The 22,710-nt window shown below is 39.9% G+C and carries 24 protein-coding genes; 18 read left to right on the top strand and 6 right to left on the bottom strand.

Translation table 11 applies throughout. The features are described 5' to 3' along the window. Positions 1–26 precede the first annotated feature (26 nt). The 15 genes from ACR2F3_RS02450 (at position 27) to ACR2F3_RS02380 (ending at position 12,443) form a co-directional block, all read left to right on the top strand. The gene (locus tag ACR2F3_RS02450) at positions 27–545 is read left to right on the top strand and encodes a DUF3341 domain-containing protein (RefSeq protein ID WP_432708393.1); all 519 of its coding nucleotides are present in this window, start codon (positions 27–29) and stop codon (positions 543–545) included. Continuing rightward, positions 538–1,122, top strand: a complete 585-nt coding sequence (locus tag ACR2F3_RS02445) for a c-type cytochrome (protein ID WP_432708391.1) — start codon at positions 538–540, stop codon at positions 1,120–1,122. The genes ACR2F3_RS02450 and ACR2F3_RS02445 overlap by 8 nt, the downstream gene beginning before the upstream one ends. Before the next feature lie 13 nt (positions 1,123–1,135). Then, positions 1,136–2,350, top strand: a complete 1,215-nt coding sequence (locus tag ACR2F3_RS02440) for a quinol:cytochrome C oxidoreductase (RefSeq protein WP_432708390.1) — start codon at positions 1,136–1,138, stop codon at positions 2,348–2,350. Between the two features lie 65 nt (positions 2,351–2,415). Continuing rightward, positions 2,416–3,651 (top strand): cytochrome c oxidase subunit II, encoded by a 1,236-nt coding sequence (locus tag ACR2F3_RS02435; protein WP_432708389.1) that lies wholly within the window; start codon positions 2,416–2,418, stop codon positions 3,649–3,651. 20 nt (positions 3,652–3,671) lie between these two features. Beyond that, positions 3,672–5,558, top strand: a complete 1,887-nt coding sequence (locus ACR2F3_RS02430) for a cytochrome c oxidase subunit I (protein WP_432708388.1) — start codon at positions 3,672–3,674, stop codon at positions 5,556–5,558. 76 nt (positions 5,559–5,634) lie between these two features. After that, positions 5,635–6,696: a COX15/CtaA family protein gene (locus tag ACR2F3_RS02425; RefSeq protein ID WP_432708387.1), complete on the top strand. Its 1,062-nt coding sequence runs from the start codon at positions 5,635–5,637 to the stop codon at positions 6,694–6,696. A gap of 15 nt (positions 6,697–6,711) precedes the next feature. Then, a complete protein-coding gene (gene cyoE / locus ACR2F3_RS02420) occupies positions 6,712–7,611 on the top strand; it encodes a heme o synthase (RefSeq protein WP_432708386.1) in 900 nt (299 codons plus the stop codon). 15 nt (positions 7,612–7,626) lie between these two features. Next, positions 7,627–8,220 carry a cytochrome c oxidase subunit 3 gene (locus ACR2F3_RS02415; protein WP_432708385.1) on the top strand — a complete coding sequence of 198 codons (594 nt, stop codon included), beginning with the start codon at positions 7,627–7,629 and terminating at the stop codon, positions 8,218–8,220. Between the two features lie 30 nt (positions 8,221–8,250). Further along, the gene (locus ACR2F3_RS02410; RefSeq protein WP_432708384.1) at positions 8,251–8,958 is read left to right on the top strand and encodes a cytochrome c oxidase subunit 3; all 708 of its coding nucleotides are present in this window, start codon (positions 8,251–8,253) and stop codon (positions 8,956–8,958) included. A 17-nt stretch (positions 8,959–8,975) separates the two neighbouring features. Continuing rightward, the gene (locus ACR2F3_RS02405; RefSeq protein ID WP_432708383.1) at positions 8,976–9,329 is read left to right on the top strand and encodes a cytochrome C oxidase subunit IV family protein; all 354 of its coding nucleotides are present in this window, start codon (positions 8,976–8,978) and stop codon (positions 9,327–9,329) included. A 3-nt stretch (positions 9,330–9,332) separates the two neighbouring features. Further along, the gene (locus tag ACR2F3_RS02400) at positions 9,333–10,037 is read left to right on the top strand and encodes an SCO family protein (protein ID WP_432708382.1); all 705 of its coding nucleotides are present in this window, start codon (positions 9,333–9,335) and stop codon (positions 10,035–10,037) included. 9 nt (positions 10,038–10,046) lie between these two features. Further along, positions 10,047–10,619: a DUF420 domain-containing protein gene (locus ACR2F3_RS02395; protein WP_432708381.1), complete on the top strand. Its 573-nt coding sequence runs from the start codon at positions 10,047–10,049 to the stop codon at positions 10,617–10,619. A 55-nt stretch (positions 10,620–10,674) separates the two neighbouring features. Continuing rightward, entirely contained in the window at positions 10,675–10,920 is a 246-nt protein-coding gene (locus ACR2F3_RS02390) for a hypothetical protein (protein WP_432708380.1), read from the top strand. Then, positions 10,913–11,575 (top strand): DUF2461 domain-containing protein, encoded by a 663-nt coding sequence (locus ACR2F3_RS02385; RefSeq protein WP_432708379.1) that lies wholly within the window; start codon positions 10,913–10,915, stop codon positions 11,573–11,575. Before ACR2F3_RS02390 ends, ACR2F3_RS02385 begins: the two co-directional genes overlap by 8 nt. A 25-nt stretch (positions 11,576–11,600) precedes the next feature. Beyond that, positions 11,601–12,443, top strand: coding sequence for an OmpA family protein (locus ACR2F3_RS02380; RefSeq protein ID WP_432708378.1), 843 nt, complete (start codon positions 11,601–11,603; stop codon positions 12,441–12,443). An 85-nt stretch (positions 12,444–12,528) separates the two neighbouring features. Here the strand turns inward: ACR2F3_RS02380 and rfbC are convergent, their stop codons facing one another. Both rfbC and ACR2F3_RS02370 read right to left on the bottom strand, forming a co-directional pair. Continuing rightward, entirely contained in the window at positions 12,529–13,083 is a 555-nt protein-coding gene (gene rfbC / locus ACR2F3_RS02375; protein WP_432708377.1) for a dTDP-4-dehydrorhamnose 3,5-epimerase, read from the bottom strand. Position 13,084: 1 nt separating this feature from the next. After that, a complete protein-coding gene (locus ACR2F3_RS02370; RefSeq protein ID WP_432708376.1) occupies positions 13,085–13,387 on the bottom strand; it encodes a DUF4286 family protein in 303 nt (100 codons plus the stop codon). Between the two features lie 366 nt (positions 13,388–13,753). Between ACR2F3_RS02370 and ACR2F3_RS02365 the strand changes: the two genes are divergently transcribed. From ACR2F3_RS02365 to ACR2F3_RS02355, 3 genes are read left to right on the top strand one after another with little or no spacing between them, the layout of a single operon-like run. Beyond that, positions 13,754–15,454, top strand: a complete 1,701-nt coding sequence (locus tag ACR2F3_RS02365; RefSeq protein WP_432708375.1) for a prolyl oligopeptidase family serine peptidase — start codon at positions 13,754–13,756, stop codon at positions 15,452–15,454. 11 nt (positions 15,455–15,465) lie between these two features. After that, the gene (locus ACR2F3_RS02360; protein ID WP_432708392.1) at positions 15,466–17,133 is read left to right on the top strand and encodes a sensor histidine kinase; all 1,668 of its coding nucleotides are present in this window, start codon (positions 15,466–15,468) and stop codon (positions 17,131–17,133) included. 5 nt (positions 17,134–17,138) lie between these two features. Next, positions 17,139–17,828, top strand: a complete 690-nt coding sequence (locus ACR2F3_RS02355; protein ID WP_432708374.1) for a response regulator transcription factor — start codon at positions 17,139–17,141, stop codon at positions 17,826–17,828. On the opposite strand, the gene ACR2F3_RS02350 is transcribed toward ACR2F3_RS02355, so the two are convergent. The 4 genes from ACR2F3_RS02350 to ACR2F3_RS02335 all read right to left on the bottom strand — a co-directional run. Then, positions 17,829–19,085, bottom strand: a complete 1,257-nt coding sequence (locus tag ACR2F3_RS02350; protein ID WP_432708373.1) for a metallophosphoesterase — start codon at positions 19,083–19,085, stop codon at positions 17,829–17,831. Positions 19,086–19,088: 3 nt separating this feature from the next. After that, complete coding sequence (locus tag ACR2F3_RS02345; RefSeq protein WP_432708372.1) at positions 19,089–20,582, bottom strand: sigma 54-interacting transcriptional regulator; 1,494 nt, start codon at positions 20,580–20,582, stop codon at positions 19,089–19,091. 13 nt (positions 20,583–20,595) lie between these two features. After that, entirely contained in the window at positions 20,596–21,693 is a 1,098-nt protein-coding gene (locus ACR2F3_RS02340) for a vWA domain-containing protein (protein ID WP_432708371.1), read from the bottom strand. A 314-nt stretch (positions 21,694–22,007) separates the two neighbouring features. Continuing rightward, positions 22,008–22,710: cupin-like domain-containing protein (locus tag ACR2F3_RS02335; protein ID WP_432708370.1), on the bottom strand; the 703-nt coding region annotated here is incomplete at its 5' end.

Here is a 22,710-nt window from a genome sequence, read left to right as displayed (position 1 = left end):
TAAGACCGCTTGGCCTCCGACTTTATATATTAGGCAGCTTTGGCGATCCTGACGAAATGATGCATGGCATTGACAAGTTACAGGAGAATAACATTAAGATATACGATGTATATACGCCTATGCCTATACACGGCATCGAAGCCAAGTTAGGTGTTAAACGTTCAAGGTTAGACATTGCGGCATTCTGCTTTGGTATAACAGGTACCATTACGATGTTATCATTCGTTTATTGGGCGACTGTAATTGATTGGCCGATTAATATTGGTGGAAAACCACATTTTCCTTTGGCAGATTTTATTCCGATTACATTTGAGTTAACCATCTTGTTTTGTGCTTTTGGATTGGTTGGATCGTATTACGCATCTACACACCTTTTTCCAGGACGTGCACCTAGAGTGATGGACTTTCGCGCAACAGATGATCGCTTTATCATCGCTATTGATGCAAAAGAAAATGCGGAGCATGTAAAAATTGATAATTTATTAAAAGAGGCAGGTGCTTTAGAGGTAAAATATAATGAAAGGAAGTATGTTAGCTATGAATAAGACAAGAATAGTATCTATAGCATTTTTTGCTTTGACTGCAGCTGTGTCTTTTTCGTCATGCCGCAATAAACAAAGCCCAGGTTGGGAGTATGCTCCAAATATGTATGAGCCTATGTCTTTTAGGGCAGATCAGCCAAATCCGAACTTTGCAAATGGTTCAACTGCACAGACACCACCTCCAAATACTGATCCAATTGGATTCGTAAAATACGAGTACGCGAATACAAAAGAAGGTTATGAAGCGGCTGGTGCAGAATTAGTTAATCCATTACCATTGAATTCTGAAAATCTGATTAGTGGTAAGAAATACTACACTGTGTATTGTGGACCATGTCATGGGGACGCTGGCGATGGTAAAGGACACCTGGTACAAATTGAAAAATATTCAGGTGTACCCTCTTATTATGGTGATGCTGCCTCTTCACGTGGTGGAATGATGAAAGACTTATCAGCCGGAAAAATTTACCATACCATTATGTACGGTTTAAATAACATGGGCTCACATGCTTCTCAGTTAACTCCTGATGAGAGATGGAAAGTAGTGATGTACGTTCAACAATTACAAAAAACACAATAGAAAAGCAGAATAAATGGGAACTCATAATTATAATTTTACTGGGCAGTTTGAGTTTGCAGGTAAAGCAAAGACCTTAAGTATAATCGCTATCGTTATTGGTATAGCATCTATTGCTTATGGCTTTTCTGATCATGCGATGCATGAACGGACTTTCGCTAACCTGCTGCTAATGGGATATTACTTTGCATGCGTATGTATGTCGGGAACATTCTTTATAGCGGTTCAATATGTAGCACAGGCAGGATGGTCTGCCTCTATTTTACGTGTGCCTGAAGCAATGGCAAAAGTATTACCAATTGCGGCAGCAATTTTACTTGTTATTATTGGCTTAGGTTTATACACACACAATTTATATCATCACTGGAATGCTCCTGGTTTAACAGATCCTTCCAGTCCTGATTATGATAAACTAATAGCTGGAAAATCCGCTTTTTTAAATGTGCCTTTTTTCATGGCACGTCAGGTTATCTTCTTAGGTGTTTATTCTTTCTTTTCGCTTTTGCTAGCTAAGTTATCTACTAACCAGGATCTGGAAGGTGGATTAGATTCCTACAAAAAGAGCTTTAAATATTCATGTATATTTCTTGTTATATACGGATTTACACAACCTATCTTTGCATTTGATACTGTGATGTCGTTAGAAGCACACTGGTTCTCTACAATGTTTGGTTGGTATAACTTTGCTGCCATGTGGGTAAGTAGTTTGGCTATTATTGCAATTATTGTAATCTGCCTTAGAAAAGCTGGTTTCATGCCATGGGTAAACAACAGTCACTTACATAACTTAGGTCAGTTTATTTTCGGTTTCTCAATTTTCTGGACCTACGTATGGTTTGCTCAGTTCTTATTGATTTACTATGCTAATATCCCTGAAGAAACTGTTTATTTTTACAAACGATTTGAGTTTTATAAGTTCTGGTTCTGGCTTAGTTTAGTATTAAACTTCTTAGCTCCGGTTCTATTATTAATGGATCGTGATAACAAAAGGCAAGAAAACGTATTACTTGGTGTATCTATTATCGTATTATTAGGGCACTGGGTTGATTACTACCAAATGATTATGCCTGGTACTGTAGCAGAACATAGCGGATTTGGAATTATTGAGGTAGGAACAGCAATAGGTTTTGTAGGTTTGTTTACCTTTACAGTATTAACGTCTTTGAGTAAAAAGTCATTAATAGCAAAAAACCATCCGTTTTTACAGGAGAGTTTGAATCACCACTTGTAAAATTGGTGATTAGATAGAGTATATAAATTAATTGTGTAGAAGTACAGCGTACTACCTTTAAGAAAATGAGTTTAAGAAAATTTATAACTAATAAAACAATGGCGGTTTTAGCCGTAATGGTAACTGCTTTTGCAAGTACCAGTGCATTTGCTCAAGCTGCTGCAGGGGCTGCAGCTACGGCGGCAAAGCCCATCGACATGACTGCGGTTTATAAATCGGCAATATTTTACACGATGCTATTTTTGCTGTTGTGTTTATTTGTTGCGATTGTGGGTAAAGCTATCCGGGTTTATGAATTGACCCGCGAGGCTCAGGACAAACCAGAAGGAATTAACTGGAATAAGCTAAATGCTATTTTGTTTATGTTGTTCCTTATTGTAGGACTATATGGTGTGTATTGGGAATATACAGTTCATGGAAACATGATTTTACCAGAAGCAGCATCAGAACATGGTGAACGTATCGATCAGATGTTTAACATCACTTTGATTATTACCACTATTGTTTTTATCCTTACTCATATTCTCCTTTTCACCTTCTCTTTCCTATACAGACATAAAGGTGAAAGAAAAGCTTACTACTATCCGCACAACAACACTATAGAACGTATTTGGACAATTGCTCCAGCTATTGTGTTAACAGTATTGGTGTTAATGGGTTTCTTAACCTGGAGATCTATCTTTTATAAAGTAGAAGATCCTAACAATAAACCATTGATTATCGGAGTAACTGGTTCTCAGTTTTCATGGGCTATTCGTTATGCCGGACCAGATGGTGTTCTTGGTCGTAAAAACTACAAATTGATTACTGCGACTAATAGTTTAGGTTTGGATTTGAAAGATAAAGCCAACTTTGATGATCAGATGGCTGATGAAATCGTACTTCCTGTTAATAAACCAGTACGATTTACGCTAACCAGTAAAGATGTTTTACATAGTTTTTACTTACCGCATTTCAGGGTACAATTAAATAACGTACCAGGTATGGCTACTTACATTGAGTTTACCCCAACCATTACTACAGCTGAAATGCAGGCAAAAACAAATGATCCTGCTTTTAAATACATCCTGTTATGTGCTAAAATTTGTGGTCAGGGTCACTATAATATGCAAAAAACAGTTAGGGTTGTATCTCAAGAGGAGTATAATACATGGATTAAAGAACAACCTTTATATATTAACAATGATTTGAGAAAACAGTTTAACTTGCCGATAGAGGCCGAGCCTATAGACGCTACTGCTGATACTACAGCAAAAGATACTTCGGCTGTTAATGCAAATCAATTGGCTTTAAAAAATTAAAAATACTGGAATAAAGCATTATGTCAACTATAACATTACACAATACGCATAACACTGATGACCATGATCATGGCCATCATGAGCAATCATTTCTAACGAAATATGTTTTCAGCCAGGATCACAAAATGATCGCGAAACAGTTTTTAATAACTGGTATCATTATGGCGGTGATTGCAATGGGCTTGTCTATCTTATTCCGTCTGCAATTGGCATGGCCGGATAGAAGCTTCCCTATATTAGAAACATTTTTAGGTAAATGGGCTGAGGGTGGTCGTATCAAACCCGACTTTTACCTGGCACTGGTAACCATACATGGTACCATCATGGTATTCTTTGTATTAACAGCCGGTTTGAGTGGTACCTTTAGTAATTTACTAATTCCACTGCAATTGGGTGCAAGAGATATGGCATCGCCGTTCTTAAACATGCTTTCTTATTGGTTCTTCCTAATTGCATGTATCATCATGATGTCGTCGTTTTTCATACAAACGGGACCAGCGAGTGCAGGATGGACAATTTATCCACCTTTGTCGGCTTTGCCTACAGCTATCTCCGGATCGGGCCTTGGTATGACTTTATGGTTAATCAGTATGGTGCTTTTTATTGCTTCTCAATTAATGGGTGGTATCAACTATGTTAGTACTGTATTAAACATGCGTACAAAAGGAATGGATATGTGGAAAATGCCATTAACCATCTGGGCTTTCTTTTTAACAGCTATCCTTGGTGTATTATCATTCCCAGTATTAGTTGCAGGTGTTGTACTCTTAATATTTGACAGAAGTTTTGGAACAAGTTTCTACTTATCTGATATTGTTATGGGTACCCAAGTATTGCCTAACCAAGGTGGATCACCAATCTTATGGCAACACTTATTCTGGTTTCTTGGTCACCCTGAGGTATACATCGTAATTATGCCTGCTTTGGGTATTTCATCAGAAGTAATTTCAGTAAACGCAAGAAAACCAATCTTTGGTTACCATGCAATGGTTTACTCATTAATAGGTATTACCGTATTATCCTTTATCGTTTGGGGTCACCACATGTTCGTGACCGGTATGAATCCATTGCTGGGCGGTGTGTTTATGATCACTACCTTGATTATTGCGGTACCTTCAGCGGTTAAAACTTTCAATTACCTTGCTACATTATGGAGAGGTAACATCAGATTTACTACTGCAATGTTATTTGCTATTGGTTTGGTGTCTTTCTTTATTTCAGGTGGTTTAACTGGTATATTCCTGGGTAACGCATCCCTTGACATTAACCTACATGATACTTACTTTGTTGTAGCTCACTTCCACCTTGTAATGGGATCTGCTGCCATCTTCGGTATGCTTGCTGGTGTGTATCACTGGTTCCCTAGAATGTTCGGTAGAATGATGAACGAGAAATTAGGTTATTTACACTTCTGGATTACATTCATTTGTGCTTACCTGGTATTCTTCCCACTTCACTTCTTAGGTTTAGATGGTGTTCCTCGTAGGTACTATGCCTTCACTGAATTTGAATTCATGCAAAAATGGGTTACTGTAAACGTTTTCGTTACATGGGCAGCTATCGTTGCATCATTAGCGCAGGTAGCCTTTTTATTCAATTTCTTTTACTCAATCTTCAGAGGTAAAAAAGCTCCACAAAATCCTTGGGGTGCAAATACTTTGGAATGGACTGCTCCAGTTGAACATATTCACGGAAACTGGCCGGGAGAAATTCCTACAGTTTACCGTTGGCCATATGACTACAGTAAGCCTGGTGCTGAAGAAGACTTTATTCCACAAACTGTACCTTTCTCTCAAACCATGAACTCTAACATGCCTCATGATTTTGAAGGAAACGAAGAAGCAGAACGTATTCAAAAGGAATGGGTTCTTAAACAAGAAGCCGCAGCAAAAGCAACACAAGACTAATTTAGTTTTCTAATATGTATGGGGTATCTGCAGTGAGTAAATACTTACAACAGATGCCCCATTTTTTTAATACCTAATGATGATTCCCAAAGCGCAAGCTAGATTTATCAGGCTTAACCTGATCACCATAGGAGTAACTCTCCTTGTTATCCTTGCTGGTGGGGTTGTGCGCAGTACGGGCTCAGGAATGGGCTGTCCTGATTGGCCTAAATGTTTCGATCAATATATTCCACCTACGTCGGTAACGCAGTTGCCTGCTGATTATAAGGTGAAGTACGTGGAGGAACGGGTGGCGAAAAATGAGCGGTTTGCAAAAACCCTGGATAAGTTAGGGAAGAAACACCTCGCTGACCAGATCAGACACGACAAATCCATTTTACAACCTGAAGTTTTTAATGCTGCAAAAACCTGGACGGAGTATATTAACCGTCTTGTAGGTGCTACCACCGGCTTGTTCATGCTTGCCCTGGCTTATCGTTCTTTTATTTACCGTAAAATCGCTAAACGCATCATGTGGTTAAGTCTTATTAACCTGGTTGTAGTGGTGTTCCAAGCCTGGTTAGGATCTATTGTGGTTTCTACTAATCTTCTTCAATGGGTAATTACGGTGCATATGTTATTGGCAATGGTCATACTTGCAATTATGACTTATACCTATTATTATGCACAACAGTTGAATAAAGAGCCCGTGGTTATCATTTCAAAGATGAATGGGCTCAAGGTGCTTTTATTTGTTTCTCTGGCGCTAAGTGTGATACAAATTGTTCTTGGAACAGAAGTTCGCGAAGCTATAGACACTATTTCTAAGGCACTATCATTTCAGGCGCGTGAAACATGGGTGGGTAAAGTAGGTGATTTATTCGTTTATCATAGAGATCTGGCCATCGCTGTAGCTGTTATCAATGCTATCGCTTATAAAATGTTAATGGAAAAGTTTGGCGGAAAAGCAACACCGCTCCTTGTAGGTAATGCAATTGTAATTGTTTTAATTGTACAGGTCCTAACTGGCCTTTTATTATCTAACTTTGCGCTACCTCCATATGCCCAAGCAACTCACATGTTATTTTCGACCATTTTATTCACTTTGCAATTTTATCTGTACTTGGTGGTATCCCGGGCGAGTACATATAATCATTAATTAATTATACACGATTTGAAACAAATATTAGGAGATTTCTCAAAGCTTATTAAATTCAGACTGACCTTCTTAGTGGTTTTTTCTGCATCGATAACCTTTTTGATGGGATCTAAAATGCAGGTTGCCAGAGGCGATCTTCCAGGAATTGATTGGGGTAATTGGCTTATACTTATTGTTGGTGGTTTTTTTGTAACTGCAGCAGCCAATTGTTTCAACGAAATCATTGAAAAAGACCTTGATAAGTTAATGAGCCGTACTAAGGACAGGCCAATGCCTGCAGGGCGGATGACCACGGGGCAAGGATTGGTAATGGGATTAGTGATGGGGATATTGGGTACCTGGCTTCTAGGGAAGTTAAACCTTGAAACCGGATTGCTTTCTGTTTTCTCTATTCTATTATACGCTTTTGCTTACACCCCGATGAAACGTAAATCGCCGATTGCTGTTTTCATTGGTGCCATTCCAGGGGCATTACCGCCATTAATAGGTTACCTTGCTGCATTAGGGCATTCAACATCATTTGCGCCGCAAGATTATAATATTGCCATTATCTTATTTTTGGTTCAGTTTGTATGGCAGTTTCCTCACTTTTGGTCTATCGCCTGGGTATTAGAGGAAGATTACAGCAAGGCTGGTTTCCACCTGTTGCCTACCGGTAAACCAGATAAGGTGAGTGCAATGTTTATTGTAGTCAGTGCCATGATCATGATCCCTGTAAGTCTATTGCCTACCATTTATGGTTTCGGTGGTTTTTATATTGCAGCAGTATCAGTAATTGCAGGCCTCGTATGGCTTTGGTATACCATCAAACTTTATCAGAATATGGATTTGCCTAGTGCACGAAAGGTTATGTTTACCTCGTTCTTCTATTTGCCATTAGTGCAACTGGTGCTTTTATTCGATTTTATAACTTAATAATTATCTACACACATGGTTCATACATTAAAAGAAGAGGATGTGAAGTTCAATCCTACACCATTTGACCCGAAGCCTAAGAAATTTATTCTATGGTTGTTTGTGGTCTCTTCCACCATCATGTTTGGAGGCTGGACAAGTTTTTATATCGTTTTTGCTGCCTCGAAGGGCAAAGGACATGGACTGGTACTTCCAGACGTGTTTTTATACAGTACAATCGTTCTTTTGATTAGCAGCATTTTTCTGTTTCTGGCTTCAAAATCACTCAGAAACCGCGAACTGAAAAAACAGAAGTTATTCCTATGGCTAACCATCGCTTTCGGTCTTGGGTTTGCCTTTTTACAGGTAGATGCCTGGTCCAGTTTATACCAAACCGGTGCAGTATTAGTTAATAATAACGCTGCAATCTCCTTAATTTACATCGTTTCTGGGTTTCACCTTTTGCACATTATCGCTGGCCTTTGCTTCGTTGGAAACGCTTTATACGGAGCCTACAATAATGTTGCTTATAGAAAAGCCCAGTATAAGATGGAAATTGCCGCAATATTTTGGCATTTTATAGATATCTTATGGATATATCTGTATGTTTTTTTACTTTTGAACAGTTAGACTATTTAACAAACTATTACAATTTATAAAATGGATTCATTATCACAATTAGATCAGGTTAAAACTACTGCATGGAGCGGCGGCCGTTCACCATGGTCCGTAGAATATGGCAAAATAATGATGTGGTTTTTCTTGCTATCTGATGCATTTACATTCTCATCGTTACTCGTGTATTATGGTGCACAACGTTTTACTAAGTTTACATGGCCTGATCCTGATTTGGTGTTTCAATCTATTCCAGGTATAACAGATACTGGTGCCCCATTGGTTTTCGTGGGTATCATGACTTTCATCTTAATTATGAGCTCGGTAACTATGGTACTTGCAGTAGAAGCAGGCCACCGTAGGGCTAAAAAAGAAGTAATCTGGTGGATGGTTGCCACAATCATTGGTGGTCTTATGTTCCTTGGTTGCCAGGCTTTAGAGTGGACTCACTTACACCACGCTGGTTTCTGGTTTGCCAGTTACCCACCTGTTGATCAATTACAACAATACTTTGTAGGCCCGGTTTCTACCGTTGCAGCCTTACAATTTTCTAACCTGTTTTTTACCATTACTGGTTTTCACGGTTTCCACGTATTTACAGGGGTATTAATCAACATCATCATTTTGTGTATGACCATTAACGGTGTTTTCGAAAAACGCGGATCTTATTTAATGGTAGAAAAAGTTGGTTTGTACTGGCACTTTGTTGATTTAGTTTGGGTATTTGTATTTACCTTCTTTTATTTAGTTTAATCTTATAAAAATATATAATGTCAGAACATAACATAAATTCAGCAACAGAGCATGCACATGATGAGCATGGAGGTATGGGCAAGAAAAAGATATGGCAAGTATTCGGTATCTTGTTATTAATAACCGTAATTGAGTTTTTTATCGCTCTTTGGGTAATTCCTCATGGTTATATGTCACATAGTATCGGTAACTTCATTTATATTGCTTTAACTTTACTAAAGGCTTATTACATTGTTGCCTACTTTATGCACTTAAAGTATGAAAAGCTGGGCCTGCAGTTAGCATTAACGGTTACTTTCATATTTATAGTTTACTTCATTATTTTGCTTTTAATTGAAGGCGAATTTTTACACTTGCATATGCATGTATAATTCATGAAATTATTTCCTTTAAAAAAAATATTAATCCTGGTCACCATATTAGCGGTACCAGGATTTTTATATTATTTACTGCAAGACAAAGGCAAGAACAGGTATAAACCATTGCCTTATTTTGGACCTAAATCAGTAGCGGAAACGTTCCGTACTGTTCGTGGCACCAAAATACCCGATACGAATTATCACCAGGTTAGTGATTTTAAATTTGTAGATCAAGCTGGTGATACGTTAAGCTGGAAGAATTTTGAGCATAAAATAATTGTGTTGAACTTATTTTATACCAAGGATAATCCAGCTACAAAGAGGGCCAACGATGCCCATAGCGTACTGCAAAAAACATTCGGGAAAAACCAGGTGATCAATTATGTTAGTTTGACTGTTGATCCCATCCATGATACGCCTGAAGTGCTGGCCGCTTATGCTGCCAAGATAAAGGCGGTACCCGGTAAATGGGACCTGCTCACAGGCGATAGTATCCAGATTTATGATTTTATCAATAAACAACTGTTTATTGATGCTTATCAGGAAACTGAAAACGGGAAGAAACGCTTTGTGTACAATAATTTATTTTTACTCCTTGATACCAAACACCGGATCAGGGGTTATTACGACATCTCTAACCAGGAAGCTTATACTAAGTTAGACGATGAAATCAAGGTGCTGATTGTCGAAGAACTTCGCAACAATACCGACGGAAGATAATTGAATACCATGAATTTGAATGATAAAATATTTTCCAGGTTAATCTGGATCGTAAGTGCAGTTGTACTTATTGTAGTTGTAATCTTAAAATTGGTTCCACCACCACAAACCAAGCCAGCGTTTATCTATATGCTGCCTCATATTATCGGTGGTATCAATGCAACATGCGCTGCCTTACTGGTGCTTTCGTTGATTTTTATTAAACAGAAAAACATCAAGGCGCATAAAACAACAAACGTTATCACGTTTATGCTTTCGGCAGTGTTCCTGATTTTTTACATCTTGTTTCACCTCTATGAAAAAGACACCAAATATGGTGATGTGGATCATGATGGTATTGTTTCAGCAGCAGAGATAGCTGCAGTTGGTATTACCCGTTATATTTACTTTTTTATACTCATCACACACATTTTACTGGCCATAGTGGTTTTACCATTAATCCTGATCAGTTTCCTGCGTGGCTTTAACATGCAGGTAGAGAAACATAAAAGAATCGTACGTTGGGCTTACCCGGTTTGGTTATATGTTGCCGTATCTGGCGTCCTTGTGTATCTGATGATCTCACCTTACTATAACTTCTAAGTCACAAGTACAATATTGTGCCTTAGAACTTAAGCAGGTTTCTGTATATTTGACTATGAAAAAGATAGTATTTATCTTCTTGTTGATTTTAGGTTGTACACTTACGGTAAGTATACCAGCCAGTGCACAATGTGCTATGTGTAGTATCAATGCCGATCAAGGCACAAAAAATGGTAACACACAAGGTAAAGGCTTAAACAATGGGGTTTTATACCTTCTTGCGCTGCCTTATCTTGCACTTGCTGGTGTAGGGATCTTATGGTATAAAAAGTATCGCAAGAAAGACTTGAGCCATGATTAGTAAGTCTACCCTTAAATTTTTAGCTGACGTTTCCGCCAATAATAACCGCGAATGGTTTGCAGAACATAAGGGTGAATATGAACAAGCCAGAGAAGAAGTGCTGGCTATGATTAAAGACCTGCTTCCCTATGTGGCTAAAGGAGACCCCTTGGTTTCCGGCGACACCGACCCTAAGAAGCACTTGATGCGCATCTACCGCGATGTCAGGTTCAGTAAAAACAAAGATCCTTATAAAACAAACTTCGGTATCTGGTTTTCTTCAAATGGTAAAGGCGGTAATGAACCCGGTTACTACCTGCATATACAACCAGGCAACTCTTTTTTTGCCGCTGGTTACTGGATGCCCGATGCCAGCCACCTGAAACTTATTCGTCAGGAAATCGACTATAACAGTACCGAGTTCATCGCTGTGCTGCAACAGAAAGAGTTTGCTTCCAACTTTGCACTGAGTAAGGAAAATACCCTTAAAAAATCTCCCAAAGGCTACGATCCCGACGATCCAAACATCGAGCTACTCAAATTGAAGAGCTTTGAGGTGGTTAAAAAGATCGATGATAAATTTCTACTCCAAAAAGATATAGTTAAACAATTGGGTGGCTATATTGCAATTCTTTATCCCCTGGTGGCTTTCCTTCGGAATGCCATTGCTAAATAATTACAGTAAAAAAACTTAAACCGATATGAAACACACATTTCTAGGCTTAGCCGTACTACTCTTGTTATCTTCCTTAACCTCTTGCGTGGTGCTATCACCTAAAAAGTACAAAGCCTTGCTGGCACGCCAGGATTCCTTGAATATGGGCCTTTCCGAATCGCAGCTAAAAGGAAATAACCTCGAATCTACGATCAAGAAATTAAGAAAAGATACTGCTGACTTAGGCCAGGAACTTAGTAAACTAAAAGCGAAGTATGCAGAAATGGATGGTAATTATACCAAATTACGCAACAATAGTTCTTCGGAGATCAGTAAACTGTCTGGCGACTTAAAAGCCCGCGAGCAACGCCTAAAAGAGGTGGAAGAAGTATTGCGTAAACGTGATGCCGCAACTAACCAGTTAAAGGAAAAACTACAATCGGCATTACTTGGTTTTACCCAAAGCGGCTTGAGTGTTGACATTAAAAATGGTAAAGTTTACGTGTCTTTAATGGATAAATTGTTATTCCCGTCTGGAAGTATCATCATTGACGAAAAAGGTAAACAAGCGTTAAAAGAATTGGCAAAAGTATTAAAACAGCAACCTGAAATAAACATCGCTGTTGAAGGGCATACAGATTCGCAAAAAATCAAGAACCTTGGTCAGATCAAAGACAACTGGGATTTAAGTGTATTACGTTCTACCTCTGTGGTACGTTACCTAACTGAAGTTGAAAAGGTAGAAAGCGTAAGGATGACGGCTACTGGTAAAGGGGAATTCCAGCCACTTGCCGATAACAGCAATGCAGACAGCAGAAGCAAAAATCGTAGGATTGAAATTGTACTTTCTCCAAAACTGGATGAATTATATGACTTGATTAAACAGTAGTCAGTAGTCACCTCATAAAAAAGCACCGTAAGATGATTTTCTTACGGTGCTTTTTATTTATAGGATTAGTTGGATAGCTCTGTTCCTAGAATGGACTCACAAAATCGTTAAAAGATGGCAATACCAGGTCTTTTTCAGATAGTATAAAGTCAGCCGGGTCCATCGTATCACTCCATTTAATATCAAGGTAGGCGTCGTTATAAATCACACCAACTTCAGCCTCTTTATCATAATAATTACTCACTTTGTAAGTGAAAATTGTGTTGTCTTCCAGCGTCAGGAAACCGTGTAAAAAGCCTGGCGGTACCCATAACTGTTTGTGGTTGTCGCCGCTCAGTTCCACACTGTAATGCTGGCCATAGGTTGCAGAGTCTTTACGTGCATCTACCGCAACATCCAGTACCCGCCCTTGTATCACACGTACCAATTTTCCCTGTGCAGATGGCGATTTCTGTGCATGTAAGCCGCGCAAGGTTCCTCTTTGCGAAAAACTCTGGTTATCCTGTACAAAATTAACATCTACCCCAGCATCAGCGAAAGCTCTTGTACTGAAACTTTCATAAAAATAACCACGGTTATCTTTCCAGACCTTGGGCTCAATTAGCAATAAATCGTTAATAGGAGTTTTCGTTATATTCATCTTAAAGTTCGTCTTGCATGGTGGAGGCAAAGGAAACTACCTTTTCGCCATATTTTTCGTAAAGTTCAGCTTCTAATTGAGGTGCATATTCTGTCAGGTAATCTACGTAATCTTCCAGATTTTCGAAAAAATACTGACTGGAATAAGTTACGCCCTCATTCGGTGAATCAATGATGCGCCAAACTTTATGACTTGTAAATTTGCCTGTAGCCATGATCTTTGGAATATAGGTCTTTTCCAACCACGATACCCATTCGGCAGCTACCGCATCGTCGGCAATGAAGGTGATGTTATATAAATACATGTCACAAAGATAAAACTATAAACTTAGCATAATAAGGGTATCTATTTTAATTGTTACTTCCATTCTGATTGTTCTTTTCTAAAAATCATTATTTTGATCAATGTTAGCCCCATCAAGTAACAATGTTAGTGTATTGTGTTCTAGGCTTACCTTGTTACGTACTTTTGTAAGCTAAATGATTATATGACGGCAATTTTAAGATCCTTTTGTCTTGTTTTTATCTCAGTGCTTTTTGCTTGTAGCGAGCAGAAAAAAGAAATTGCAATAGCAGATTTTTTTAAAAGTCCAGATAAATCTGGCTTTGCATTGTCGCCAGATGGGAAGTATTTATCCTATTTTAAATTAGAAGGCAATAAACAGAATATTATGATGGAAGACCTTGCTACCGGCAATTCGGTGCAGGTGACCAACCTTAATGATAAAAACGTTAATTATTACTTTTGGGCAAGTAATAACGAGGTGATCTATTACAAAAAAAGTCCTGCCGGAAAGAACGCAACATTGTATATCATCAATAAAGACGGGAGTAAAGAACGTCAATTGAATGACAATGAGAAGAGCAGGATGCGGGTGCTTAAAGACCAGCTGATTGACGATAAATACCTGTTGGTTTCCTCCAATAGGAGAGATTCCACGGTTTTCGATGTGTACCGTTTAAATGTACGCGATGGTGAGATGGAGATGGCCGTAAAAAATCCGGGAAACATAGTTAACTGGTATACTGATGCCAAGGCAAAGCTTCGTTTAGCAACTTCCAGCGATGGTGTAAATGAAACCTTGTTATACCGTGAAAACGAGAGCAAACCTTTCCGTCCGGTCATTACCAATAATTTCACCACTACCATTACGCCCATCGCTTTTGTAGATGACAGGCCGAATATCATTTACGCCATATCTAATGCAAACCGCGATAAAAACGCTTTGGTCGAAATAGATTGCAGTACAGGAAAAGAAGTGAAGGTACTATTTGGCAACGATTCCCTCAATGTAGTGGAGGCGCAATACTCTGTTACCCGCAAAAAAATGTCCTTTGTGGTTTGTGAAACCTGGAAAAAAGATAAATATTACCTCGACACTTTTACAAAGAGCTTCTACGAGCGCCTTGACAAACTCATGCCAAAAACAGAATCGCGGATTGTTGATCGTGATAAGGCAGAGAACCTCTTCCTGTTACGGACCTACACTGATAAAAACCCGGGTTCTTACTTTTTATATAATGTGAAGACTTCACAGTTGAGAAAGCTGAGTGATATCAACTCCTCCATTAGCGTGGATGAGATGAGCGACGTTAAACCCATTAGCTATGTTTCCCGCGATGGACTCACCATCAACGGATACCTTACCCTGCCTAGGGGCAAAAACCCCAGCAACCTTCCTTTGGTTGTCTTAGCACATAATGGCCCTGGCGGCAGAAGCAGCTGGAACTTCAATGCCGAAGTACAATTTCTGGCTAACCGCGGTTACGCCGTTTTCCAGTCCAACCATCGTGGTTCTTCTGGTTACGGTAAAAAATTCGCAGAGGCAGGATTTAAACAATGGGGGCGCAAAATTAACTGTGATATCGAAGATGGTGTACGCTGGCTGGTAGAACAAGGGTTGGTTAACCCTAAAAGGGTAGCCATATACGGTACAGGCTTTGGTGGTTATCTTGCGCTAAACAGCCTCTATGCTAACCCAGGCACTTATGTTTGTGCCGCTTCTAACTCAGGTGTAGTTAACCTGTTCAGCTACCTTAAAGCTGTTCCGCCGTATTTACAATCGAGCCTTCAAATGTTTTACGATATTATCGGTAACCCGGTAACTGATGTTGACTATCTTCGCCAGGCCTCACCGGTTTTCCATGCCGATAAAATCAATTCACCAGTGTTTGTTGCCGTCAGTCCCAGGGATAAGTGGGTAAACCCTGCAGAGGTGGTTCAGTTTGTTAAAGAGCTCCGGAAAAAGAATGTGAACGTCACTTATCTGGAAAAGACTTATGTAGACAATATGCTCAATTCCTCGGAAGACAGGCAAAATTATTATCTTGCACTAGAGGAGTTTCTGGAAAGTAACTTAAAAAGGAAATAGCCGGGTAGGTGATGACTTCAGAAAAGAAAAGCGGTTACCGTAAGAATTTTTACTTGATTGTTACCTTTATCGTGCTGATTTCGGTCCTGTTCGTGCTGTCTTTAGTTTTCGCCTATAATTTCAGCAAAAAGCACATCGAAAACGACTTCGCCTCCGAGAAAGTAAAGGTGCTTGAGCAAAGTATTAAACCCTATAACGATTTCTTTCAGAATAAACTGCCCGAGGTGTCCTTTTATAATGGCTACCTCGATTCGGCCACCACAGCAAAGTTTGTGGATTCCCTGCTTGTCGCCTATCCTTTTATATCGAAAGTGGTATTTTATGATTCAGAGGTAAAAAACTCGGCCGTTAAAGATGGCATCAACACGGGTCATTTCTCCTTCGGACCTAAAGCCATATACCAGTTTGGTAGTTTAATTCCTGCAGATTCTGTGAAGCTCTTTTCTGCACACGGAGATCATTCATTTAAAAGGGGCGATGAATTCAACGCCCTGGGCATCAAGCTCATCTCTTTTATTGAAAACCTAGATACCACCAGGGTACCTACCCAAGATCAGCTGTTTAGCAATTTATCTATTGTACGGTCAAACCGCATCACTTACCTTAATTTCCCTCGGTTTGAAGACCTCAAGGTATATAAGCAAATGCTGCGTAAAAGGCTGGAACCCGCACCAGTTTACCAGCAGGATATGTTGTCTTTTTACCTCGATCCTTTTAAGATCAGGATCATTAATAACTATAAACACCTGTATCAGAACATCAGGATTGAACCCCTTACCTACGATCCGCTTGAAACCCCCTGGGAGTTGCAGTCAACAGAAATCACCTTACCAGGTCCTTTCTCCGATTACAAGCTTTATTTTGTGTCTGCAAAGTCTTTTCTCGATAAAGAAATTCTAAGGTATTTCTGGCCAATTGCATTAGTGGTGTCTCTCTTTTATGGCATCCTGGTACTGGTAGCCTATTTAATTTACCGCAATTTGAACGTCAACCAGCGCATGTTTAAGCTGCAGTATGATTTTGTAAATAACCTTACACACGAGTTTAAAACCCCTGTCAGCGTGATCAAAATAGCTGGGAACAACATTAGAAGTGCCACATCGCTGAGCGACAAGGAACGTAAGTTATACGGTCGTATTCTTGATGAGGAGGCCGATAAACTTAATGGCCTGATGAATAAGCTGCTTGCTTTTACGCAAATCGAAAATAAGGCCATCCAGCTCAACTATGAAAGGGTAGATATCCGCGACTTTATTGAAAGCACCATCAGTTCGCATCAGTTGAAACATCCCGATTTTGAGTGTACCTACGAAGTATCGGGGTTCAAAACCTTTACCACCGATCCTGTGTTGTTAGGTAGCTTATTTGACAACCTTGTAGATAATGCTTACAAATATTCGCCCGCAGCACGTAAAAAGTTGCATATTACCGCTAATTTGATCAAGGGCAAGGTAGTGTTCTGCTTTATTGATCAGGGAATCGGTATTCCGTCGCCCCAGATTAATGATATCTTTAAAAAGTTTTACCGCATACAAAACCAGTATAACCAAAATGGCAGCGTAGGGCTTGGTTTGGCTTTCTGTAAGGAACTTGTTAACTTTATGAAGGGCGAAATTACTGTTAAAAGCAAAGTAAACCACGGAACAGAGTTTAAAATTGTACTACCATTTAATGATTAAAACAGATGTCTAAAGGAATTAAAATATTAATAGTTGAAGACGACGAGAATTTGCGTTTTTTAGTTGCACACCGCTTAAAAACTGAAGGTTATGAAGTAATTGAAGAGGGGGATGGTGATGTCGCAAGAAATACCATTCTGAATGAAAAACCCGAAATTGTGTTATTAGACTGGATGTTACCCGGTAAACAGGGTGCAGAGGTTTGTGAAGATGTACGTAAAGCTGGTTATGATAAATTAATTATCATGATGACCGCCAAAGCGCAGGATGTAGATAAAATTGATGCCTATAATTTTGGTGCTTCAGATTATGTGACTAAACCTTTCAATATGGATGTATTGGTAGCCATGTTAGATAGCAAAGTGAAATTTGTGCTGAACAATGATAAATCAGAAATTCATCGTTTCGGTAATATGGAGCATCACCCTAATATTCATACCCTGTTTAGTGAAGGCAAAAAAATTGAATTAACGATCCTCGAGAACCGCATTTTATTATACTTCCTGCGTAATTCAAATAAAGTGATCAACCGCGATGAGCTGATGTTGGTAGTATGGGGCTATAACTCCGATGTAAACACACGTACACTCGACATGCACATTGTGCGCTTACGTAAAAAGATAGAATTAAACCCGGATAACCCACAACTTTTACAAACTGTAAGAGGAGTAGGCTACCGTTTTAATGCGGGCTAGTTAGGCCCGCTTTAATTCAAAGATGGTAATTTCAGGGAGCATCCCCACACGGCCAGGGTAACCCAAAAAGCCGTAACCAACATTAACATATAACTGTTGCTGCTGTTTCTGGTAAAGCCCTGCCCATTCCGGATAAATATATTGTACCGGGCTCCACTGCACATCTTTAAGGCGTACGCCAAATTGCATTCCATGGGTATGCCCGCTAAACATCGCATCTATCTGTGGATATTTCTCCAGCACCTCACCACGCCAGTGCGATGGATCGTGAGAAAGCAGTAATTTTACCGGGAGGTCGTCAGTATTTTTAATGGCTTCCTCCATTCTTCCAAACTTCGGAAAACGGCCCATACCCCAGTTTTCTACTCCTAAAACACCTATTTCTTCACCGTCCACTTTAATTCTCCGGTTTTCGTTCATCAGCAAGTCCCAACCCATGTTTTTATGAGTGGCAATTACATCGGCAAGGTTTTGGGCCTTTGCGGCCGAAGGTCCCTTGCCATAAAAGTACTCGCCATAGTCATGGTTACCCAGGGTAGAATATACACCCAGTGGTGCTTTTAACCGCGCAAAAATATCCTGGTAATTTCGCATTTCCGACGCCTTGTCATTCACCAGGTCGCCCGTAAAAAATATCATATCTGGTTTCTCGCCCAATAACATATCAATGCCGCCGTTAACCGCCTTCTTGTTATAAAAACTACCAGAGTGCACATCAGAAATTTGCGCCAGTGTCATGCCGTCAAATGCTTTAGGCAAATTAGGCAACACCAGTTTTACCCTTTTGATCCGGTAATCATAAGCACCGGATATTATGCCCCATGATAAGGAGGTGAGGGGAATAGCAGCCACAAGCATCCCGGTTTTAACCAAAAACTCAGAGCGGCTGATTGGCTCACCCGGCACTTTTGCCGGCGATACCGGAGGCGTTTCTTTTTTAATATATTTCCGGTATACAAGTATTCCCAGTCTGCGGATATCATCGGCAAGCAGAAACACCAGAAATACCATTTTACAAGTTACGGTCAGGAAGTAAGCCACCAGAATAACGGCCCTTAACGACAGGAACAAGTTTAAATAAATACTGGTAAATACGCCTATGGTAAGGAGTATGGTGTAGCCCCACCACAGCGTAGTAAAGAGCCGGCGGGTATTGTTGGTCCATTTTTTAAATACTGAAAGAACGGCTTTGTAACAATAATAATCTAAGGCCAACAGTATAAATGTCAGCAGTACTAATAAAGGTAAACGTCCCATCTGTTATCTAAAGTCTATATCATCATCGTCATCTGCCTCATTGCTAAACAGACTGTCAAACATATCGGAAAAACCGAATCCACCTTCATGGAATTTTTTATTCAATTGTGAGTATTCTGCCAATCCGTGTAACACAAATTCCATTAATAACAGCGTTTGGCTTTCGCTCAGTTTAGGATGGAAATTTTTAACCATATCCTTCAAACCACTTACCTTGGTCAGTTCCTTTTTATATTGCTGGTCAGATAAACCATCTAATAAGTCAAGGGTATTTCCATCGGTAAACCAGTCTGTAATGGCCTGGTATGGGTTGGCAGTTTTGCTCTTTTTGGCTTTCTCCGGATCGGGGAAATAACGCGAAAACATGGTTTTAATGGCTTTACCAATTAAAATATTGGCCACTTTTGCAGGGCCTTCCAGTTCACCCTCATAAACCAGTTCTATTTTACCGGTAATGGCCGGAATAATGCCAGTCAGGTCAGATAAGCGCACTGCGGTCCTTTCTTCACCGTTAATCAGCATCCGACGTTCGGCGGTACTAATCAGGTTTTCGTAGGCCGATATGGTCAAACGGGCAGAAACACCCGATTTCTGGTCAATAAATTCACTGTTACGGGCTTCAAAAGCCACTTGTTCCACCAGGTCTTTCACCAGTCCGTCTGCTTCAATCAGCGTACGTTGCGATTCGGTCAGTTTAGCCTCCTGGAAAGTAATCTTTCTAGAAATAGCAATGGTTTTAGGGTAGTGGGTTAAAATCTGACTTTCAATACGGTCCTTCAAAGGCGTTACAATCGACCCCCTGTTGGTATAATCTTCCGGGTTAGCAGTAAACACAAACTGCACATCTAATGGCAGGCGCAATTTGAAACCACGTATCTGGATATCCTTTTCCTGCAGCATATTAAACAGTGCCACCTGTATACGGGCCTGTAAATCGGGCAATTCATTAATAACGAAAATACTGCGGTGTGCGCGAGGAATCAAACCAAAGTGGATCACTCGTTCATCATTATAGGTTAACTTCAATGTGGCGGCTTTAATCGGATCTACATCGCCAATTAAATCTGCTACTGTAACATCTGGCGTTGCAAGTTTTTCTGTATAACGTTCAGAACGATGTTGCCAGCTCACCGGTGTATTGTCACCATGAATCAGTACCTCATGTTTGCCATACCAGGAAATGGGGTTCAGGGGATCATCATAGATTTCGCTTCCGGTAATATAAGGGATGTATTCATCCAGCAAATTTACCATTAAACGGGCAATTCGAGTTTTAGCCTGTCCGCGTAAACCTAGTAAAAGTACATTGTGACGTGAAAGGATAGCGGTTTGCAGTTCAGGGATTACTGTTTCATCGTACCCTAAAATACCTTCAAATCCTTGTTCTTTTTCTTTTAATTGTGTGATGAGATTTTTTCGCAATTCGTCCTTAACGGTTAAGGAAGTATATCCTGCAGCCTTTAAATCTCCGAGCGTATTAATTTTTTTATGATCCATAGGGTATAAGTTCTTAGCGAACTGTTTTTCTTCTGTTTTTAATATAATCCTCAAAAATGTATTCTCCTAATCCGGTTAACGAACTGTAGAACGCCCTGCCACCATTAACCTTTGTAAAGTCTCTCACAAATTGTTGCAGGTAAGGGTCTTTAGCAATCATAAAAGTGGTAATCGGGATATTAAGCCTTTTACACTGTGCCGCCATGTTTAAAGTTTTGGTAATTACTTTCCTGTCTAAACCCATGCTATTTTTATAATAGCGGCCATTTTCTTTTAAGCAGGTGGGTTTACCATCGGTAATCATAAAAATCTGCTTGTTATGGGTTTTTCTCCGGCGAAGCAAATCTACAGCAAGCTCCAGCCCTGCGAAAGTATTGGTATGGTATGGCCCCACTTGCAGGTAAGGTAAATCCTTTACCGTAATGGTCCAGGCATCATTTCCGAACACCACAATATCCAGCGTATCTTTCGGGTAGCGGGTGCTGATGAGCTCGGCCAGCGCCATTGCTACTTTCTTGGCGGGTGTAATCCGATCTTCACCGTATAAAATCATGGAATGTGAAATATCAATCATGAGCACTGTAGAAGTGAGGGTTTTAAAGTCCTTCTCTTCTACTTCCAGGTCGCGTTCGGTTAACGTAAAGTTGTTTATGCCATGGTTAATCTGGGCATTTTGTATCGACGTTGTCATATCGATCTGGTCCAGGCTGTCGCCGAAGGTAAAAGCCCTGCGGTCGGCATTTTTTTCCTCACCAATGCCAGAGATGTTACTGTTATGATTACCCCGGCCTGCTTTTTTAAGCTTGCCAAAAATCTCTTCCAGCGCCGACTGGCGAATGGTTTGCTCTGTTTTGGCGGTTATCTCAATACGGCCGTTCTGGTTATCTTCGGTAATGTAACCTTTGTCTTTCAGGTCGTCAATAAAATTGCCCATACCATAATCACCATTGGTAAACTTGTATTGTTTATCCAATTCATTCATCCATGCCAGCGTTTCGCCGGCATCACCTGCGGTATAGTTGAGTAACTGCGTAAATAATTTCAGCAGTTCATCAAAGCCACCTTTAGGTAAATCATCTGGAATATAGTTTGAAAAATGGAATCCCCTCATGTCATCTGCAATAACGAATTTACGAAGATAAAAGTTTGAAACTGAACTAATTTAAGTAGCATGTCATTTTTGCTTCTGTCAGGGGTATATCATGTGAAAATTACCTGATCAAATGGTCGCCGTTAACTCGCCCTCTCCAGGGTGTTGCGTGGGCTGTAGCCGAAGCGAGGGCGAAGAGAGGGCGACGAGAGGGCGAAGCAACCCCCTAGAGAGGGCCAAATAACTATCAGACTATTATCTTGTTCTCAACTATACATTGCCATTTTAAAAGCGACACCAATTGACTTTATTATGTGCTATCAGAAAGGTGGAGGCTAATGCTTAGGAAGGTTATTTTTTAATGCTGATTCGGCTCTTTTAATGGCAAGCGATTCTTTCCAGTTCATGTATTTTGCCCTGAAATTTCCTTTCATAAAATCGTCAAATTTTCGCTGCAAAATCAGGTTATATAAACTTCTGGCTTTCACGGCCCATGACTTGTCCCATGCCCGCTGGCTAATGGAAAATGAACCATCAAGGTATTTCATCCAATGCCAGTAACCGGTAGGCATAAACAGCGTGTCGCCATGTTCAAGAATGATCTCCATGCCTTTCACTCCTTTTAAGGCAGGGAATTTTTCAAAATCGGGGTTTTCTACATCGTAGTCTTCCAAAGCATAGGTAGCATAAGGAATTTGGTATAGACGCTCCTTCCACTTGTTTTCAAACAAAATGACATGTTTTCTGCCATGAAAATGAGAATGAAAGATATGTGCCAGGTCAATGTCGTAATGTAGAAAAGTGATGGAACCTTTGCCGCCAAAAAACATATTAGGGTAGCCGTCTAAAAAGCCACCCATTAAATCTTTAGGGGCAATATAATCTTCCAACAATTTCGGCGCATGTTTAATGGGGTCGAAAAGAAAAATGCGGAGGTCGGTGGGGGTATTTCTGATGAGGTCAATGTAATCAGCAAATTTCATTTCTGCAGCTGCCGCATTGATGGGTTTTGCCGGATCGGCTTTGCCACTGTTGTAT

It is taken from the genome of Pedobacter sp. (assembly GCF_045627485.1).
Classification (GTDB): Bacteria; Bacteroidota; Bacteroidia; order Sphingobacteriales; family Sphingobacteriaceae; genus Pedobacter.
The sequence above is the reverse complement of the archived record's forward strand: the minus strand, read 5'-3'. Positions and strand labels throughout refer to the sequence as shown.

What these genes read in the sequence shown, in the direction of transcription:
- ACR2F3_RS02445 (WP_432708391.1), top strand. Translation starts at nt 538, where the DNA reads ATGAATAAGACAAGAATAGTATCTATAGCATTTTTTGCTTTGACTGCA.
- ACR2F3_RS02440 (WP_432708390.1), top strand. Translation starts at nt 1,136, where the DNA reads ATGGGAACTCATAATTATAATTTTACTGGGCAGTTTGAGTTTGCAGGT.
- ACR2F3_RS02435 (WP_432708389.1), top strand. Translation starts at nt 2,416, where the DNA reads ATGAGTTTAAGAAAATTTATAACTAATAAAACAATGGCGGTTTTAGCC.
- ACR2F3_RS02430 (WP_432708388.1), top strand. Translation starts at nt 3,672, where the DNA reads ATGTCAACTATAACATTACACAATACGCATAACACTGATGACCATGAT.
- ACR2F3_RS02425 (WP_432708387.1), top strand. Translation starts at nt 5,635, where the DNA reads ATGATGATTCCCAAAGCGCAAGCTAGATTTATCAGGCTTAACCTGATC.
- ACR2F3_RS02415 (WP_432708385.1), top strand. Translation starts at nt 7,627, where the DNA reads ATGGTTCATACATTAAAAGAAGAGGATGTGAAGTTCAATCCTACACCA.
- ACR2F3_RS02410 (WP_432708384.1), top strand. Translation starts at nt 8,251, where the DNA reads ATGGATTCATTATCACAATTAGATCAGGTTAAAACTACTGCATGGAGC.
- ACR2F3_RS02405 (WP_432708383.1), top strand. Translation starts at nt 8,976, where the DNA reads ATGTCAGAACATAACATAAATTCAGCAACAGAGCATGCACATGATGAG.
- ACR2F3_RS02400 (WP_432708382.1), top strand. Translation starts at nt 9,333, where the DNA reads ATGAAATTATTTCCTTTAAAAAAAATATTAATCCTGGTCACCATATTA.
- ACR2F3_RS02395 (WP_432708381.1), top strand. Translation starts at nt 10,047, where the DNA reads ATGAATTTGAATGATAAAATATTTTCCAGGTTAATCTGGATCGTAAGT.
- ACR2F3_RS02390 (WP_432708380.1), top strand. Translation starts at nt 10,675, where the DNA reads ATGAAAAAGATAGTATTTATCTTCTTGTTGATTTTAGGTTGTACACTT.
- ACR2F3_RS02385 (WP_432708379.1), top strand. Translation starts at nt 10,913, where the DNA reads ATGATTAGTAAGTCTACCCTTAAATTTTTAGCTGACGTTTCCGCCAAT.
- ACR2F3_RS02380 (WP_432708378.1), top strand. Translation starts at nt 11,601, where the DNA reads ATGAAACACACATTTCTAGGCTTAGCCGTACTACTCTTGTTATCTTCC.
- rfbC (WP_432708377.1), bottom strand. Translation starts at nt 13,083, where the DNA reads ATGAATATAACGAAAACTCCTATTAACGATTTATTGCTAATTGAGCCC.
- ACR2F3_RS02370 (WP_432708376.1), bottom strand. Translation starts at nt 13,387, where the DNA reads ATGTATTTATATAACATCACCTTCATTGCCGACGATGCGGTAGCTGCC.
- ACR2F3_RS02365 (WP_432708375.1), top strand. Translation starts at nt 13,754, where the DNA reads ATGATGGAAGACCTTGCTACCGGCAATTCGGTGCAGGTGACCAACCTT.
- ACR2F3_RS02360 (WP_432708392.1), top strand. Translation starts at nt 15,466, where the DNA reads ATGACTTCAGAAAAGAAAAGCGGTTACCGTAAGAATTTTTACTTGATT.
- ACR2F3_RS02355 (WP_432708374.1), top strand. Translation starts at nt 17,139, where the DNA reads ATGTCTAAAGGAATTAAAATATTAATAGTTGAAGACGACGAGAATTTG.
- ACR2F3_RS02350 (WP_432708373.1), bottom strand. Translation starts at nt 19,085, where the DNA reads ATGGGACGTTTACCTTTATTAGTACTGCTGACATTTATACTGTTGGCC.
- ACR2F3_RS02345 (WP_432708372.1), bottom strand. Translation starts at nt 20,582, where the DNA reads ATGGATCATAAAAAAATTAATACGCTCGGAGATTTAAAGGCTGCAGGA.
- ACR2F3_RS02340 (WP_432708371.1), bottom strand. Translation starts at nt 21,693, where the DNA reads ATGAGGGGATTCCATTTTTCAAACTATATTCCAGATGATTTACCTAAA.